The organism is Rhodopseudomonas palustris, from assembly GCF_003591005.1.
Classification (GTDB): domain Bacteria; phylum Pseudomonadota; class Alphaproteobacteria; order Rhizobiales; family Xanthobacteraceae; genus Rhodopseudomonas; species Rhodopseudomonas palustris_K.
The window spans coordinates 171,378-188,412 of sequence record NZ_QYYD01000007.1 but is presented as its reverse complement, the minus strand read 5'-3'; the positions used below and the strand labels follow the sequence as shown (position 1 = coordinate 188,412).

15 protein-coding genes are annotated in these 17,035 nt (G+C 65.6%); 8 read left to right on the top strand and 7 right to left on the bottom strand.

Annotated elements, in window-relative coordinates:
• Positions 1 to 282: 282 nt before the first annotated feature.
• Positions 283 to 1,095 (bottom strand): creatininase family protein, encoded by an 813-nt coding sequence (locus D4Q52_RS09070; RefSeq protein WP_119856213.1) that lies wholly within the window; start codon positions 1,093 to 1,095, stop codon positions 283 to 285.
• 129 nt (positions 1,096 to 1,224) lie between these two features.
• Between D4Q52_RS09070 and D4Q52_RS09065 the strand changes: the two genes are divergently transcribed.
• The 6 genes from D4Q52_RS09065 to D4Q52_RS09040 all read left to right on the top strand — a co-directional run bounded on the left by D4Q52_RS09065 (position 1,225) and on the right by D4Q52_RS09040 (position 7,214).
• Positions 1,225 to 2,346 carry an ABC transporter substrate-binding protein gene (locus D4Q52_RS09065; protein WP_182915274.1) on the top strand — a complete coding sequence of 374 codons (1,122 nt, stop codon included), beginning with the start codon at positions 1,225 to 1,227 and terminating at the stop codon, positions 2,344 to 2,346.
• Positions 2,347 to 2,371: 25 nt separating this feature from the next.
• Positions 2,372 to 3,154 (top strand): ABC transporter ATP-binding protein, encoded by a 783-nt coding sequence (locus tag D4Q52_RS09060; RefSeq protein ID WP_234831126.1) that lies wholly within the window; start codon positions 2,372 to 2,374, stop codon positions 3,152 to 3,154.
• Entirely contained in the window at positions 3,151 to 3,936 is a 786-nt protein-coding gene (locus D4Q52_RS09055; protein ID WP_119856211.1) for an ABC transporter permease, read from the top strand. Before D4Q52_RS09060 ends, D4Q52_RS09055 begins: the two co-directional genes overlap by 4 nt.
• Before the next feature lie 10 nt (positions 3,937 to 3,946).
• Complete coding sequence (locus D4Q52_RS09050; protein WP_119856210.1) at positions 3,947 to 4,933, top strand: 2-hydroxyacid dehydrogenase; 987 nt, start codon at positions 3,947 to 3,949, stop codon at positions 4,931 to 4,933.
• Position 4,934: 1 nt separating this feature from the next.
• Positions 4,935 to 5,624: an AprI/Inh family metalloprotease inhibitor gene (locus D4Q52_RS09045; RefSeq protein WP_119856209.1), complete on the top strand. Its 690-nt coding sequence runs from the start codon at positions 4,935 to 4,937 to the stop codon at positions 5,622 to 5,624.
• A 141-nt stretch (positions 5,625 to 5,765) separates the two neighbouring features.
• Complete coding sequence (locus D4Q52_RS09040) at positions 5,766 to 7,214, top strand: DUF1254 domain-containing protein (RefSeq protein ID WP_119856208.1); 1,449 nt, start codon at positions 5,766 to 5,768, stop codon at positions 7,212 to 7,214.
• Positions 7,215 to 7,648: 434 nt separating this feature from the next.
• Here D4Q52_RS09040 and D4Q52_RS09035 read toward each other — a convergent pair whose 3' ends face one another.
• Positions 7,649 to 9,142: an NAD-dependent succinate-semialdehyde dehydrogenase gene (locus tag D4Q52_RS09035; RefSeq protein WP_119856207.1), complete on the bottom strand. Its 1,494-nt coding sequence runs from the start codon at positions 9,140 to 9,142 to the stop codon at positions 7,649 to 7,651.
• Between the two features lie 141 nt (positions 9,143 to 9,283).
• On the bottom strand, positions 9,284 to 9,607 hold the full coding sequence (locus tag D4Q52_RS09030; protein WP_119856206.1) for a hypothetical protein: 324 nt from the start codon (positions 9,605 to 9,607) through the stop codon (positions 9,284 to 9,286).
• Between the two features lie 281 nt (positions 9,608 to 9,888).
• Here D4Q52_RS09030 and D4Q52_RS09025 point away from each other — a divergent pair, with 281 nt between their 5' ends.
• Together D4Q52_RS09025 and D4Q52_RS09020 are read left to right on the top strand one after the other, a co-directional pair.
• Entirely contained in the window at positions 9,889 to 11,073 is a 1,185-nt protein-coding gene (locus D4Q52_RS09025) for a serine hydrolase domain-containing protein (RefSeq protein ID WP_119856205.1), read from the top strand.
• Positions 11,074 to 11,184: 111 nt separating this feature from the next.
• Positions 11,185 to 12,909, top strand: coding sequence for an AMP-binding protein (locus tag D4Q52_RS09020; RefSeq protein WP_119856204.1), 1,725 nt, complete (start codon positions 11,185 to 11,187; stop codon positions 12,907 to 12,909).
• Between the two features lie 209 nt (positions 12,910 to 13,118).
• On the opposite strand, the gene D4Q52_RS09015 is transcribed toward D4Q52_RS09020, so the two are convergent.
• The 4 genes from D4Q52_RS09015 to rsmG form a co-directional block, all read right to left on the bottom strand.
• On the bottom strand, positions 13,119 to 14,120 hold the full coding sequence (locus D4Q52_RS09015) for an adenosine kinase (protein WP_119856203.1): 1,002 nt from the start codon (positions 14,118 to 14,120) through the stop codon (positions 13,119 to 13,121).
• A gap of 154 nt (positions 14,121 to 14,274) precedes the next feature.
• On the bottom strand, positions 14,275 to 15,165 hold the full coding sequence (locus D4Q52_RS09010; protein WP_119856202.1) for a ParB/RepB/Spo0J family partition protein: 891 nt from the start codon (positions 15,163 to 15,165) through the stop codon (positions 14,275 to 14,277).
• 259 nt (positions 15,166 to 15,424) lie between these two features.
• The gene (locus D4Q52_RS09005; RefSeq protein WP_119856201.1) at positions 15,425 to 16,279 is read right to left on the bottom strand and encodes a ParA family protein; all 855 of its coding nucleotides are present in this window, start codon (positions 16,277 to 16,279) and stop codon (positions 15,425 to 15,427) included.
• On the bottom strand, positions 16,266 to 16,973 hold the full coding sequence (gene rsmG, locus D4Q52_RS09000; RefSeq protein WP_119856200.1) for a 16S rRNA (guanine(527)-N(7))-methyltransferase RsmG: 708 nt from the start codon (positions 16,971 to 16,973) through the stop codon (positions 16,266 to 16,268). Before rsmG ends, D4Q52_RS09005 begins: the two co-directional genes overlap by 14 nt.
• Positions 16,974 to 17,035: the final 62 nt, after the last annotated feature.

The window sequence follows — 17,035 nt, the reverse complement described above, 5'->3', positions numbered from 1 at the left end:
ATCAGTTGGTTGCATGTGCGAGCAGCTCGCAAGCTGACGATAGTCGAGGTCGTTGTCACTGATTTGACTTCGGATCGAAGCAATGCCGGCAATTGGCCGCCAAGCTGATCATCCGGCGTGCGCGACCCTGTACTCTGGAATAGTTCAAAGGCACAAGCGCGCGGTGCGATGATGTAGCAAGCGATGCGCATCTCTCAGCCGGGCGTGGCGGATTGGCCACGACCTTTTGCCCGGCTGCCGGCTGATGGACGGTCATTGCTGCGGCAGCTTGCAGGCCAGCGTTCAGGCCTTCGGCTTTGTCTCGAAGGCGCCGAGGTCGAAGCGGTCGACGTCGCCTAGCAACTCGCAGAATGTCCGCGCGCCATGGTCGAGCAGCCGTCGCCCCTTATCGGCGGTGGCGCCGGTGGCGTCGCCGATCGCGCCGCTCGGATGCAGGTCTTGCGCCGCCCAGGCGAACGGCGCCGGCCGCTGCGCCGATAGAAAGCGGAAGTCCCGCTCCATCGCGCGCGTGGTCGGCCGGAAGTCCTGGAGACGGTCGGTGCGCACCAGCTCCGGCGCGTGCGCCAGCATGATCGAGGTTTCGATCGCGCCGCCATGGATGCCGTGGCGCAGCTCGTCGGTCTCGAACAAGCCGTCCGGCGTGCCGAACCGCGCCCAGCCGGTGGTCACCGCCAGCATGCCGTGGCGCACCCGCAGCTCCTGCGCCACCAGCCCCATGGCAGCGCTGTTGCCGCCATGGCTGGTCACCATCACCAGCTTGCGCACGCCGGCACGCGCCACGCTGTCGCCGAGCTCGGTCCAAACCCGCAGCGCGGTCTCGGTATGAAGCGTCAGCGTGCCGGGAAATGACAGATGCTCCAGCGACAGCCCGACCGGCTGCAGCGGCAAAAACGTCACCGGCAGCTCCGCCGGCAGCAGTTCGCGGACCCGCGCCAGATAGGCTTCGGCAATATGCACGTCGGTGCCGAGCGGCAAATGCGGGCCGTGCTGTTCGGTGGCAGCAAGCGGCAGCACGGCGATCCAGCGCGCCGGCTCGGCGGCCTCGATCTCCGGCCAGCGGATCGCGGTCCAATCGTGGGGCGGCATTCGGGTCATCGGCGCGCGGCAGCCATTCGCATCGGTGGTTCAAATGCCGGCATTGTTTCGCTATCAATCCTCGACCGGACACAACCGCGCCGCCTCGCCGCACCCATCATGGGGCAAAACGAACGACGGAGTCCAATCATGCCCCCCGCCTTCCTGCTGCGAGCGTTAACCGGAGCCGTCGTCGCGGCCTCGTTGGCGCTGCCGGCGCTCGCCTCGCCGCCGCCGGCACCCGCAAAGCCGGCCGAGACGCCCGCCCCGCCCCCGCCGCCGAAGAAGCCCGCGCCGCCGGTGGCGCAGCCAGCCCGCAAAGTGCCGGACGGCGGCTTCGACAAGGTGTCGTTCGGCACCAATTGGGTCGCCGAGGGCGAGCATGGTGGATTTTTCCAGGCGGTCGCGGACGGCACCTACAAGGCCTACGGGCTCGACGTCACCATCTTGCCGGGCGGCCCGAACGTCAACAACCGCGCGCTGCTGATGGCCGGCAAGCTCGATTTCTTCATGACCGCCAACACGCTGCAATCGTTCGACGCGGTCGCAAATAACGTTCCGGTGGTGGCGATCGCCGCAGTGTTCCAGAAGGACCCGCAGGTGTTCGTGACGCACCCGGAATCCAAGGTCGAAAAGCTCGAAGACCTGAAACGGCTGACGCTGTTCGTGTCCAAGGAAGGCATCACCAGCTACTTCCAGTGGCTGAAATCCGAATACGGCTTCGACGAAACCAGGATCAAACCCTACACGTCCAATCCACAGCCCTTCCTGATGGACAAGAACTCCGCCATGCAGGGTTACGTCACCTCCGAGCCGTTCGTGATCGAGCAGAAGGCCAAGTTCAAGCCGAACGTGCTGCTGCTCGCCGATTACGGCCTTGACGGCTATTCGACGCTGATCGAGACGCGACGCGAACTGATCGACAAGAACCCCGACATGATCCAGCGTTTCGTCGATGCCTCGATGATCGGCTGGTACACCTATCTGTATGGCGATAATTCCGCCGGCAATGCGATGATCAAATCGCTCAACCCGGAAATGACCGACGAGATGCTGGCCTATTCGGTCGACAAAATGAAGCAGCACGGCATCGTCGATTCCGGCGACGCGGTGAAGAACGGCATCGGCGCGATGAGCGACACGCGCTACGCCAGCTTCTTCGACAAGATGACGCGCGCCGGCGTGGTGCCGCGCGATCTCGATTTCCGCCGCGCCTATACGCTGCAATTCGCCAACAAGGGCGTCGGCGTCGATCTGCGGCCGAAGAAGTAGCATCGTGGCGGTGCCGCATTCTGTCGTGAGTTCGGACGCGGATGCGATCCGGTTGCGCGCGATCACCAAGACCTACGACAGCGGCGTGCTGGCACTCGGCCCGATCGATCTCGGCGTCGGCCGCGGCGAATTCGTATCGCTGCTCGGCCCGTCCGGCTGCGGCAAATCGACGGCGCTGCGGCTGATCGCGGGCCTGGCGACGCCCTCCTCCGGCAGCATCGAGGTCGCCGGCGAGGCGAAGCCGCCGCGCGGCGGCCACGCCATCGGCTTCGTGTTCCAGGAGCCGACGCTGATGCCGTGGGCCAGCATCACCGCCAATGTGGCGCTGCCGCTCGACCTCGCGCACACGCCCAGGGACGAGACGTCGCAGCGCGTCGCAGCGGCGCTGGCGCGGGTCGAACTGGAGCACTTCGCAGGCGCCTATCCGCGCGAACTGTCGGGCGGCATGAAAATGCGGGTGTCGCTGGCTCGCGCGCTGGTGACCGATCCGGACATCCTGCTGATGGACGAGCCGTTCGCGGCGCTCGACGAGATCACCCGCTTCCGCCTCAACGACGATCTGCTGGCGCTGTGGCGTGACCTCGGCAAGACCGTGCTGTTCGTGACCCATTCGGTGTTCGAGTCGGTGTATCTGTCGCAGCGCGTGGTGGTGATGTCGCCGCGGCCCGGGCGCATCGCCGCGGAGTTTCGTATCGATGCGCCGGAGCCGCGCGGCGAAGCGTTCCGCACCTCGGCGGACTACGCGGCGCAATGCCGGGAGGTTTCGCTGGCGCTGGCTGCAACCGGCGGCACGCGGGTGGTCGGATGAGCGCGGCGCGGCTGTTTCGCATCCTGCTGCCGCTGCTGGTGCTCGCCGTCGTGGTCGGCGGCTGGGATCTCATCGTTCGGATCAACCAGATCCCGCCTTACATCCTGCCCGGCCCGGGGTTGGTGCTGTCGACGCTGATCGCTGACTGGCCGGTACTGTTCGACTCGCTGCTGTCGACGCTGTGGACCACGCTGCAGGGCTTCGTCGCCGCCGCGGTAGGCGGCATCGTCTTGGCGCTGTTGTTCAACCTGTCGCGCTGGATGGAAGTCGCGCTATTTCCCTATGCGATCGTGCTGCAGGTCACGCCGGTGATCGCGATCGCGCCGCTGCTCTTGATCTATCTGCCGCAGGAAACCGCCGTGGTGGTGTGCGCCTGGATCGTGGCGTTCTTCCCGGTGCTGTCCAACACCACGCTCGGGCTGAATTCGGTCGACCGCAATCTCGCCGGGCTGTTCCGTCTGTACGGCGCGTCGCCTTTGCAGACGCTGTGGCGGCTGAAGCTGCCGGCGGCGCTGCCCTACATGCTCGGCGGCCTGCGCATCGCCGGCGGCCTGTCGCTGATCGGCGCGGTGGTGGCCGAGATCGCTGCGGGCTCGGCCGGCGCGGGTTCGGGATTGGCTTACCGGATTGCGGAATCCGGCTACCGGCTCAACATTCCGCGCATGTTCGCCGCCTTGCTGTTGCTGTCGGTGGCGGGCATTGTGATTTACGCAGCGCTGGCACTGGTGTCGCATCTGTTGCTGCGGCGCTGGCATGAGAGCGCCTTGGAACAAGAACCGTAAGGGAGCCAAGATGGCCGGGGATGCAGGGTCGGCGGACACGATCGATGTATTGATCTACGGGCCGCGCAAACCGGTGGTCGACGAAGGCTTTCCCGCCGGTTTTGCGCTGCATCGCTGCGAACAGCAGGCCGACCTCGAGACGCTGTCCGATGACGTGCGCGCGCGCATCCGCGGCGTCGCCGTCACCGGCCTGGTACCGACCAGCGCCGCGGTGCTGTCGCGCTTTCCCGAGCTCGAAATCGTATCCTCGTTCGGCGTCGGCTACGACCACATCGACGCCGCATGGGCGGCGCAGCATGGCGTCATGGTCACCAACACCCCCGACGTGCTGACCGAAGAAGTTGCCGACACCGCGCTGGGCCTCTTGATCGCCACGTTGCGCGAATTCATCCGCGCCGACAAATATGTCCGCGCCGGGCTGTGGGCGACCCAGCCCTATCCGCTCAGCGCCGGTTCGCTGCGCGACCGCAAGGTCGGCATCGTCGGCATGGGCCGGATCGGCCAGGCGATCGCGCGGCGGCTCGACGCGTCGCTCGTGCCGGTGGTGTATCACTCGCGCAAGCCGGCCGCCGGCGTTGCCTATCAGCATTATCCGGACCTCATCGCGATGGCCAAGGAGGTCGACACGCTGGTGGTGATCACCCCGGGCGGCGCCGCCACCAACAAGCTGATCAGCGCCGAGGTGCTGGCCGCGCTCGGCCCGCGCGGCGTGCTGATCAACGTCGCCCGTGGCTCGGTGGTGGACGAAGCCGCACTGATCGCGGCGCTGAAATCCGGTACCATCCTGGCGGCCGGACTCGATGTTTTCGCGGACGAGCCGAACGTGCCCGAAGAGCTGCGCACGCTCGGCAACGTCGTGCTGCTGCCGCATATCGGCTCGGCATCGGTGGTGACGCGCAATGCGATGGACCAACTGGTGGTCGACAATCTCAAGGCATGGTTCACCGGCAAGCCGCCGCTGACGCCGATCGCCGAAACCCCCGTCAAGGAGCGGTGACATGCTGGCGCGTCTCGGGATGGCATTGATGCTGCTCGCGGCGGGCGCGGCCGAAGCTCAAGACGCTTCGACGCTGAAGAAAGGCATGATCGGGCAGTGGGAGCTGTCCACCACCGAGCGCAGCAAGACCTGCGTGGTGACGCTGAAGCCAGACCCGGCGCCGACGCCGCAGGGCATGAAGCTGGAGCTCGAAGCCGGCTGCGCCGCGGCGCTGCCGTTCACCAAGGACATCGTCGCCTGGACCGTGAAGGGTCTTGACATCGTCCGGCTCGAAACCGCGGCAGGCGACCCGGTGATCGACTTCACCGAGGTGGAGAGCGGCATCTTCGAAGGCCTGCGCGCCAACGAGGGCGTCTACATCCTGCAGAACCTGGTGGCGGCGCGATCGCTGGCCAAATCGATGGACCAGATGATCGGCGACTGGTCGATGGTGCGCGGCAACGGGAGGCCGATCTGCGGCCTGACGTTGACCAACAACGAAGCGTCCATGGCCGACAATTTCGAGGCCTATCTCAAGCCGCGCTGCGAGCAGCCGGTGGCGGCCTTCGCGCCGACGATGTGGCGGCTGGAGCGCGGCGCGCTGTTGCTGATGGCGCCGTCGGGCGAGACCTGGCGGTTCGAAGCCGACGATAACGCGCAATGGCGCCGAAGCCCCGACAGCGCCGATCCGCTGATCATGCTGCGCCAGTAACGCCATCGTCCGCCTCGTACGATTACCAGGACGAGCGTTTCGGTAGCCGCTGGCGTTGCGTTGCTTGACCTTGATCAAGGAACGCGTACCGGGTCCGCCACCATCCTGCTTCCTCGGAGTTTGACGAGGGAGGATCAGGACATGATACGGCGTACCCAAGCAGCGTTCGCGGCGATGGCCACGGCGCTACTGATGACCGCAGTTCCGGCGCAAGCCCAACCGTCCCCGATAAGCGAGCAGGAGGCCCACGCCATCGGCGTCGAGGCCTATCTGTACTTCTATCCGCTGCTGACGATGGACATCACCCGCAAGCAGTCGACCAACATCGAGCCCGGCAAGGAATTCGGCAAAGGGCCGATGAACAGCTTCGTCAACGTGCCGGCCTATCCGCCGGCGGATTTCAAGACGGTGGTGCGGCCGAATTTCGACACGCTGTATTCGGTCGCCTGGCTGGATCTGACGCGCGAGCCGATGGTGGTGTCGGCGCCGGACACCGGCGGCCGCTACTATCTGTTGCCGATGCTCGATATGTGGACCGACGTGTTCGCGTCGCCGGGCTGGCGCACCACCGGAACGGCCGCGCAGAACTACCTGGTGACGCCGCCCGGCTGGACCGGCACCGTCCCGGCCGGGTTGCAGCGCATCGAGGCGCCGACGCCGATCGTCTGGACCATCGGACGCACCAAGACCGACGGCCCGCCGGACTACGCGGCGGTGCACCGCATCCAGGCCGGCTACGCGGTCACGCCGCTGTCAAAATGGGGCAAACCCGCTTCGCCGCCGGCCGCCCCCTCCGCCGCGGCCGCGATCGATCCGAGTGTCGACATGAAGACGCCGCCGAAGCAACAGGTCGACACGATGCCGGCCGCCGCTTACTTCGCGGCCGCGGCCGAACTCCTCAAGCTGCACCCGCCGCACATCACCGACCAGCCGCTGATCGCGCAACTCCGCCGGATCGGGCTCGAGCCCGGCAAAAGCTTCGACCTCGACAAGTCCGATCCGGTTGTCCGCAAGGCTTTGGCCAGTGCTCCGGAAGATGGCCAGCATCTGATGGCCTGGAAGGTGCCGACGCTGGCGCGGATCGCCAATGGCTGGACCATGAACACCGACACAATGGGGGTGTACGGGTCCTACTATCTGAAGCGCGCGATCGTCGCCCAGGTCGGGCTCGGCGCCAACATTCCCGAAGACGCGATCTACCCGATGAATCTCGCCGACGACACCGGCAAGCCGCTCGACGGCTCCAGCGCCTACGTGCTGCATTTCGACAAGGGCGCGACGCCGCCGGCGCGCGCGTTCTGGTCGGTGACGCTGTACGATGCGGATGGCTTCCAGGTCGCCAATGCGCTCGACCGCTTCGCGCTGTCGAGCTGGATGCCGCTGAAGCCGAATCCCGACGGCTCGCTGGACCTGCTGATCCAGAACCCGAATCCCGGCCCCGACAAGCAGGCCAATTGGCTGCCGGCGCCGAAAGGCCCGTTCAATCTGGTGATGCGCCTCTATGCCCCCGCAGCCGACGCCCTGACCGGCAAATGGAATCCGCCGCCGGTGCGGCGGGTGCAAGCCATCTCCGGGTTGGGGGCGCAGTAGTCGCGCGGCGCGGGCGGTGCGGCGAGGCCGCAAAGGCGTGGATGGCCGGGACAAGCCCGGCCATGACCACGAGCTAAATCATGATCTGATCATCGGGGCGTATCGAAGTCATCAATGCGCCGCCCCACCCTCTCCGTCATCGCCCCCGAAAGCGGGCGACCCAGTATCCCAGAGCGTTCGCTTGATAAACCGGCGCACCGCCGTACTGGATCCTCCGCTTCGCGGAGGATGACGGCTGTAAGTGTGTTATCTCCGGGTGATCAACGGCTACTGGTGAGGAGGCGCGAAGCGCCGTCTCGAACCATGAGCGCCACAGGCTCCGCGCCTGCGGCCCATCCTTCGAGACGCCCGGCTGCGCCCTTCGGGCTTCGCCGGGCTCCTCGGGATGAGGCTGGGTGAGTGGCTGAGCCGAGTACGTAGTTGCGCTTGCCCGCTCAGATCCCCGCCATCATCACGTATTTGATCTCGACATACTCTTCCATGCCGTGATGCGAGCCTTCGCGGCCCAAACCTGACTCCTTCACGCCGCCGAACGGCGCGACTTCGGTGGTGATCAGGCCGGAATTGACGCCGACCATGCCGCTCTCCAGCGCTTCGGCGACGCGCCAGACGCGGCCAAGATCGCGGGCGTAGAAGTAGCTGGCGAGGCCGAACGGCGAGTTGTTCGCCAGCTTGATGACTTCGTCTTCGGTCTTGAACCGGAACACCGGCGCCAGCGGGCCGAAGGTTTCCTCGTGCGCCACCAGGGCATCGGTGCGGACGTCGGCCAGCACGGTCGGCTCGAAGAAGGTGCCGCCGAGCGCGGCGCGCTTGCCGCCGGTGATCACCTTGGCGCCGTGTTCGACCGCGTCGGCGATGTGCCGCTCGGTCTTCTCAACCGCGGCTTCGTTGATCAGCGGCCCCTGCGTCACACCCTGCTCGGTGCCGTCGCCGATCTTCATCGCTTTGACCTTGGCGGCGAGCTTCTCGACAAAAGTGTCGTAGACGTCGTCCTGCACATACAGCCGATTAGCGCAGACGCAGGTCTGGCCCATGTTGCGATATTTCGACACCATCGCGCCCTCGACGGCGGCGTCGATGTCGGCATCGTCGAATACGATGAACGGCGCGTTACCGCCGAGCTCAAGGCCGAGCTTCTTCACGGTGCCGGCGGATTGCCGATACAGGATCTTGCCGACTTCGGTGGAGCCGGTGAAGCCGACGAAGCGCACCGCCGGATGTTCGCAGAATACCTTGCCGATCGGCGGCGCATCGCCGGTGACGATATTGAACACCCCCTTCGGGATGCCGGCGCGCTCGGCCAACTCCGCCAGCGCCAGTGCCGAGAACGGCGTCTCTTCGGCCGGCTTCAGCACTACGGTGCAGCCCGCCGCCAGCGCCGGCGACACCTTGCGGGTGATCATCGAGTTCGGGAAATTCCACGGCGTGATCGCGGCGCAAACGCCGATCGGCTGCTTGATGGCGATCAGCCGCGCGTCGGCACGCTGGGTCGGGATGGTTTCGCCATAGACCCGTCGCGCCTCCTCGGCGAAAAACTCGATGTAGGCGGCGCCGATATCGACCTCGCCGAGCGCCTCGGCCAACGGCTTGCCCTGCTCGGTCGTGAGGATCAGCGCCAGATCCTCGCGATTGGCGACGATCAGGTCGAACCATTTGCGCATGATGTTGGAGCGCTGCTTGGCGGTGAGCTTGGCCCACGCCGGAAATGCGCGCTCGGCCGCTTCGATCGCGGCCGTCGCCTCAGCCGGGCCGAGGTTCGGGATGCGGCCGATCTCGCCGCCGGTCGCCGGATTGGTGACGGCGATCGATCCGCTGCCGGTCCAGGCGCCGTCGATATAGCACTGCTCGCGCAGCAGCGACGGATCCTTCAAACGGTCACGCAGGGAGGTCGCGGAGCCGGACTTGCGGGCAGCGGCGGTGGGGGACATGGGGGCACTTCCTCGAGATGGTGGCGGCGCGTTCAACGCGGTCGCGCCGACAATTGGCTCGCGGAAGTATAGACCTATCGGCATCGCTCCGCATCGACGACGCGTCGTCAAACGGCGGTGACCGATGCTGCGCCGCGGCGATCAGGCGGCGCGGTTGAACCAGGACTCGCGGCGGCTGAGCATGTGGTCGGCCGCAAGCCGAGCATGCTCCCAGCTTCGGGTCGGATAAAAGCGATATTCCAGTTCCGGTAGGTCGGCGCCGCCGCGGCGGCCGAACCAGCCCAGCCGCTTCGGACGGGTTTGCAGCGCCGCAAGCGCCATCGCCAGATTCTCGACGACATCGAACGCGAACATGCCGCCATCGACGGCGCGGCGCACTTCGTAAATGCCAGGTCCGATCGGGGCTTCGATATTACCTCGGCCGCCTTGCGGGTATTGTTTCCAGCCGCTCCAGGATGGGGTCATTGATGCTGCTCCGCCAGGTCATCGGCGCATTCGGTTGAGCGGATCTCGTCACGACTGCGGCCGCATTGTGAACCGCGAGCGGCGGCCTTCGTTCCGGTGACGCGGTGACGCAAGTCACTTTGGTTGCGGGCTCCTTAATCTGCGCGGCCAGATAGCTCGACCTTCACGACCGCGCGATCCGACACAGCGCTCAGCCGCTGCGCCGATCTCCCATCTTGCGCACGGCGTTCCCGGGCGGAACAATGCCGCTGCGACAATAAACCACATGGGAGGAAGACCACATGCACAGCGCAGAGATCGACCAATCACTGCAACGCTTCTGCGAAAGCGGCGACATCCCCGGCGTCGTGGCGATGGCGGGCAGCGCCGGCGAGACCTTGTATCAAGCCGCGTTCGGCCGGCGCGACCTGTCGAAGCCGCAGCCGATGACGCCGGACAGCGTGTTCTGGATCGCCTCGATGACCAAGGCGATCACCGCGGCAGCGGCGATGCAACTCGTCGAACAGGGTCGGCTGTCGCTCGACGAGCCGATCGGCAAGCTATTGCCCGATCTCGCGGCGCCGCTGGTGCTGGACGGCTTCGCGGACGACGGCACGCCGCGGACCCGCCCGGCCAGGACCGCGATCACGCTGCGCCAGCTGCTCACCCACACGGCCGGCTTCTGCTACGACATGTGGAATGCCGACATGGTGAAATACATGGCGTACCATGGCGTGCCCGGCATCATCGGCTGCCAGGAAGCCGCGCTGAAGACGCCGCTGGCGTCCGATCCCGGCACGCGCTGGGAGTACGGCATCAATATCGACTTCGCCGGCAAAGCGGTCGAAGCCGCCAGCGGCATGAAGCTCGACGCTTACTTGCGCGAGAACCTGTTCGCGCCGCTCGGCATGACCGACACCGGGTTCAAGATCACCGACGAGCAACGAAGCCGGCTGGTCGCAGTGCATACCCGCGGCGAGGACGGCGCGCTGACACCGATCGAATTCGAGGTCGCGCAGGAGCCCGAATTCCACATGGGCGGCGGCGGGCTTTACGGCACCGCGGCCGACTACTTGAAGTTCGCCCAGATGATCCTCAACAAGGGCCGCGGCAACGGCAACCAGGTGCTGAAGCCCGAAACCGTGGCGCTGATGAGCCAGAACCGTATCGGCGACCTCAACGTCACCAAGCTCAACTCGGCGATCGCCTTCGCCACCAACGACGTCGATCTCTATCCCGGCATGGACAAGAAGTGGGGCCTCAGTTTCCTGATCAACACCGAGGCAACGCCGGAAGGCCGCAGCCCCGGCAGCCTCGCCTGGGCCGGCCTCGCCAACACCTACTACTGGATCGATCCGACCCGCGACGTCTGCGGTGTGATCCTGATGCAGGTGCTGCCGTTCGGCGACACCAAGTGCCTGGACGCGTTTGCGGCGTTCGAGCGCGGCATCTACGCAGGCCTCTCCGCCGGTCAGAAGGCTGCCTGAAGTTTGCCGCACGCTCTGCGGCGGGGGGCTCGACATCCCCCGCCGCAGGCGCGACCATCATCAATCAAGACGTCGGCCGATCAAAACCGGCGCGCAAGGAGGAGACCAGGCGTGACTCACCAGACTTCAGGCGGCAACTCCTCCGGCAACAAGGCTCCAAGCTACGTTTGCGGCGTGTCCGACGTGCCGCTACTCGGCATCACCATCGGCCAGGCGCTCGACCTTGCCGCGCCGCAATGGCCGGAACGCGAAGCGCTGGTGTCGCCGAACCACGACGTGCGCTGGACTTGGCGTGAGTTTGCGCAGCGCGTCGATGCACTCGCCGCGGGCTTTCTCGCGCTCGGCCTGCAGCGCGGCGAACGCATCGGCGTGTGGTCGATGAATCGGCCGGAATGGACGCTGACGCAATTCGCTGCCGCCAAAGCGGGCCTGATCCTCGTGACGATCAATCCGGCCTATCGGCTGAGCGAACTCGAATTCGCGCTCGCCAAGGTCGGCTGCGCCGCGTTGGTGACCGCGACGGCGTTCAAGACCTCCGCCTATATGGAGATGCTGAACACGCTGCTTCCCGAGCTGGCGCGCTCGCAGCCCGGCGCGCTGACATCCGCCAAGCTGCCGCAACTGCGCGCGGTGATTCAAATCGGCGGGCCGAAGGCGCCGGGCACGATCGCGTTCGACGATGTGGCCACGATGGGGGGCGACCGCCATCGTCAGATGATCGCGCAACTCGCCGGCGAACTGCAGTTCGACGACGCGGTCAACATCCAGTTCACCAGCGGCACCACCGGCTCGCCCAAAGGCGTGACGCTGACGCATCACAACATCCTCAATAACGGTTACTTCGTCGGCCGCGCCATGAAGCTGACGGCACAGGACCGCATCTGCATTCCGGTGCCGCTGTATCATTGCTTTGGCATGGTGATGGGCAATCTGGCGTCAGTTACTTCCGGCGCCACCATGGTGTATCCGGGTGAAGGGTTCGATCCGCTGGCAACGCTGCAGACGGCAGCGCAAGAGAAATGCACCGCGCTGTATGGCGTGCCGACGATGTTCATCGCCGAGCTCGATCATCCGCAATTCGCCAGCTTCGATCTATCGTCGTTGCGCACCGGCATCATGGCGGGCGCGCCCTGCCCGGTCGAAGTGATGCGCCGTGTGAACGATGCGATGAACATGCGCGAAGTGACGATCGCCTACGGCATGACCGAGACCAGCCCGGTCAGCTTTCAGAGCGCGGTCGACGATCCGGAGGAACGGCGTGTGTCGACGGTCGGTCGCATCCATCCGCATGTCGAGGTCAAGGTGATCGATCTCGAAGGCCGCATCGTGCCGCGCGGGATGCGCGGCGAACTCTGCACCCGCGGCTACAGCGTGATGCTCGGCTATTGGGACGAAGCCGAGAAGACCGCCGACGTGCTCGACGCCGCCGGCTGGATGCACACCGGTGATCTCGCGGTGATCGACAATGAAGGTTTTTGCAACATCGTCGGCCGCATCAAGGACATGGTGATCCGCGGCGGCGAGAATTTGTATCCGCGCGAGATCGAGGAATTCCTGTATCGCCATCCGAAGATCCAGGACGTGCAGATCTTCGGTGTCGCCGACGAACGCTATGGCGAGGAGCTGTGCGCCTGGGTCCGCACGCGTCCCGGCGAGACCCTCACCGCCGACGACATCCGCGCCTTCTGCCAGGGCCAGATCGCCCACAACAAGATCCCGCGCTACGTCGAATTCGTCGACGAGTTCCCGATGACGGTGACGGGAAAGATCCAGAAGTTCGTGATGCGCGAGAAGGTGGAAGAGAAGCTCGGGCTGAAGGCGATGAAGACGGCGTAGTTAGTTCGACAATTTCGCGTTCGTCATTCCGGGTCGCGCGAAGCGCGAGCCCGGAATCGATACTCCCTGGACTCGCGGTGAGGCACGGCGGCGGCCCTTTGCAGAATTAGCAAAGACACAGGTTATGGATTCCGAGGTCGCGAGCTGCGCTCGCGCCCCGGAATGACAAAAGAGAGGCTGTGTTCAAAGGCCCGCCGTATCGACGCGAACTACACCGGCAGCCCGTGCTGCTGCGCCAGGTCCTTCAGCGACACTTGCGGTCTGGCGCCGATGTGCTGGATGACTTCGGCGGCGGCGAGCGCGCCGAGGCGGCCGGCATTCTCATAGCCGGCATTGCGCACCAGGCCGAACAGGAAGCCGGCGGCGAACAGATCGCCGGCGCCGGTGGTGTCGACGAGTTGCTCGATCGAGGCGGCCGGCACCAGCGTGACGCTGTCGCCCTCGACCACCGCGCAGCCCTTCTCGCTGCGCGTCACCACGCCGAGCGCGACGTCCAGGCCGAGCGCCTTCAGCGCGGTGTCGAAGTCCGAGGTCTGATACAACGCGTGAAGTTCCGACTCGTTGGCGAAGATCAGATCGACGGTCTTGCTACGCATCAGCTCGAGGAATTCGGCGCGATAGCGGTCGACGCAGAACGCATCCGACAGCGTCAGCGCCACCTTGCGGCCGGCGCCATGGGCAATCTTCGAGGCCTTCAGGAACGCTTCCTTGGCCTGCGGCGGATCCCACAGATAGCCTTCGAGATACACGATCGACGCGGCGGCGATTTGCGCCTCGTCGATATCGGCCGGCGCCAGATCCTGCGCGGCGCCCAAATAAGTATTCATGGTGCGCTCGCCATCCGGTGTCACCAGGATGTAGGAGCAGCCGGTCGCCGGGCCATCAGCCGCCGGCCTGGTATCGAACGCCACGCCGGCGGCGCGGATGTCGTGGGCGTAGAGCTTGCCGATCTGGTCGTCCTTGATCTTGCCGACGTAAGCAGTCCGTGCGCCGAACGATGCGAGGCCGACGATGGTGTTGGCGGCCGAGCCGCCGGAGATTTCCGTCGCCATCCCCATGTCGGCATAGATCGCCGCCGCCTGGGCCTGATCGATCAGCGCCATGCCGCCCTTTGCCATGCCGTGGCGGACCAGGAAATCGTCCTCGGTGCGCACCAGCACGTCGAACAGCGCGTTGCCGATGGCGAGGACGTCATATTTGGCTGGGGTCATCGAGATCTGTCCGTGGGGATGAGAGGGCGAGGCTTACTGACAGCAGCGGGCGCTGCGGCGCCGGCGCCGTGAAGGCGCGCCGGACTATCATGCCCGGGCCCATCGCAGCAAGCGCAGCTTGTTCCGACAATGGAACCAGGGCCACGACGGGAGACTAACCACCCGCCTCCAGGCGGCGGATGATATCGTCGAGCTGGTCGAGATCGGCGTAGCGGATCTGCACCGTGCCGGCGCCATCGTGATCGTCAATGGTCAGCTTCATGCCGAGCGCGTCGCTGATGCGCTTCTCGAGCGCAAGCGTATCGGTGTCCTTCGGTGCCTTCACCGTCGTCGCAGCGCGCGGCTTCTGCGGCTTGCGTTCCGGGACGCCCTCGTCATGTGCAAGCGCTTCGGTCTGCCGCACATTGAGCCCTTCGGCGATGATGCGCTGGGCGACGGCCGACGGATCCGGCACGCCGATCAGCGCGCGGGCATGACCCATGCTGAGATCGCCGGCGGCGATCAGCGCCTGGACGTCCTCGGGCAGCTTGGTCAGGCGCATCATGTTGGCGACGTGGCTGCGGCTCTTGCCGACGATCTTGGCGATGTCGTCCTGACTGCGCTTGAACTCGGTGGCGAGCGCGTGATACCCGAGCGCCTCTTCGAGCGGGTTCAGATCCTCGCGCTGTACGTTCTCGACGATTGCGATCTCGAGCGCCAGCGCGTCCGAGACATCGACCGGCACGATCGGTACTTCGTGCAAGCCGGCGCGCTGCGCCGCGCGCCAGCGACGTTCGCCGGCGATGATCTCGAAACGATCGCTGGCGCCCTTCACCGGCCGCACCACGATCGGCTGGATCACGCCATGCTGCTTGATCGACTCAGTTAGTTCGCTGAGTTCGGCGTCGGTGAAGTTACGCCGCGGGTTGCGCGGATTGGCCTTGATAAACTCGATCGGCACCTTGCGCTGACCGCGCGGCCGCTCGACATGCGCAGCCTCGCCGCCGACGTCTCCTATCAGGCTCGCCAGCCCCCGCCCCAACCGCGACCGCTGCTCATCGGCCATCGCCGTCTCCCTTGCCTTCACGTCGCTACTCCGCATTACATGGTCGTGCTTCGTCATCGCGGATGACGCAGAGTTGTTAGTTGCCGTTCGCGCTCCGCACCTGTGGCTCATCCTTCGAGGCTCGGGGCTGCGCCCCTCGCGCCTCAGGATGACGCTGCAGTTGACGGCGCGATCAAAGCGTTTCCGTCATCCTGAGGTGCGCGCCCTTGCGCGCCTCGAAGGATGACTACGCACGGCATTTCCGCGCGCGGTCATCGCCTCAATGCGTCGTGCGTAGTTCGCGTTCGCGCTGGATCACTTCGGTGGCGAGCTTCAGATAGGCTTCGCTGCCGACGCATTTCAGATCGTAGACCAGCACCGGCTTGCCATGGCTCGGCGCTTCCGAGATGCGGACGTTGCGCGGGATCATGGTGTCGTAGACCTTTTTGCCCATGAACTGGCGAACGTCGGCGACGACCTGGCTCGACAGATTGTTGCGGCTGTCGAACATCGTCAGCACGATGCCGTGAATGGTCAGCTCCGGATTGAGCGTCGAGCGCACCTGTTCGACGGTCTGCAACAGCTGCGACAAACCTTCGAGCGCGAAGAACTCGCACTGCAGCGGCACCAGGATCGCATCCGCGGCCGCCATCGCGTTGACGGTGAGCAGGTTCAGCGACGGCGGGCAGTCGATCAGCACGTAGGTGTAGTCGAGCGGCGGATCGATATCCTTGTTGAGCATCCCGATCGCGTCGCGCAGCCGGAACGCGCGATCGCGCGAATGGCCGAGTTCGAGTTCGAGGCCGGACAGGTCCATGGTCGAGGCGGCGATATGCAGCCGCGGGACCGCGGTCGCCACCACCGCGTCGCGCAGCGGCGCTTCGCCGGCCAGCACGTCGTAGGTCGAGGTGCTGCGATCGCGGCGATCGATGCCAAGGCCGGTCGAGGCGTTGCCCTGTGGATCGAGGTCGACGATCAGCACCCGCTCGCCGATCGCGGCCAGCGCGGTGCCGAGATTAATCGCGGTCGTGGTTTTCCCAACCCCGCCCTTCTGATTGGCGAGCGCGATAATGCGCGGACGTCCGGGCTCGGTCACTGCCCTATCCCCTTGATAAATCTCATCAATGATGGTCATGCGCGGAGTCTTTGCTGGCGGTGAGGGGTTGACGGTCAATCCTATCGAGGTCGACCACCCACCCTTGACCGCCCGTGAGGCTGGCGTGCAAGCGCGGCTCGATCTTCCAATACTTGGTAGCTTCCGTCAATTCCGCCTCTACATCTTGGCCCTTCAAAAACAGCACACGCGTGTTTTCGGACATCAGGGGTTGGGCGAAACCGATGAGTTGGTGTAACGGAGCGACCGCGCGCGCGGTGATGCAATCCAACGGCTTCGGAAACCTATCCACACTATCCCCGATGTCCCCCAGGATGACGGTGCCTGGAGACTGGGTCACGCGCAGCGCCTCGCGCAGAAACGCAGCCTTCTTGGCGATACGCTCGACCAGCGTGACGTGGCCCCCCACCTCGGCCATTGCGCAGGCCAGCACGATACCGGGGAAGCCACCGCCGCTGCCGAAGTCGAGCCAGCGGCGGGCGTCCGGAGCGATCTTCAGCAGCTGCAGCGAGTCGGCGACATGCCGGGTCCACAACTGGGGCAGAGTAGAGGGGGCGACGAGGTTCGTCTTCGCCTGCCACTGCCTCAGCAGATCGAGATAGGCCTCCAGCCTCTGCCCTGTTTCACGTGAAACAGGAGTGAGGGCTAAGGCAGTCGCCTTGTCGGCTTGATCCGGCCGGGTAGATGGCATCGTTGATTGCGTGCGGGTGGCCATCGGCCGTGAGCTCCGTCTGTAAGGACCTACACATAAGGTGCCGGCGTGATTCCGGCTACGCT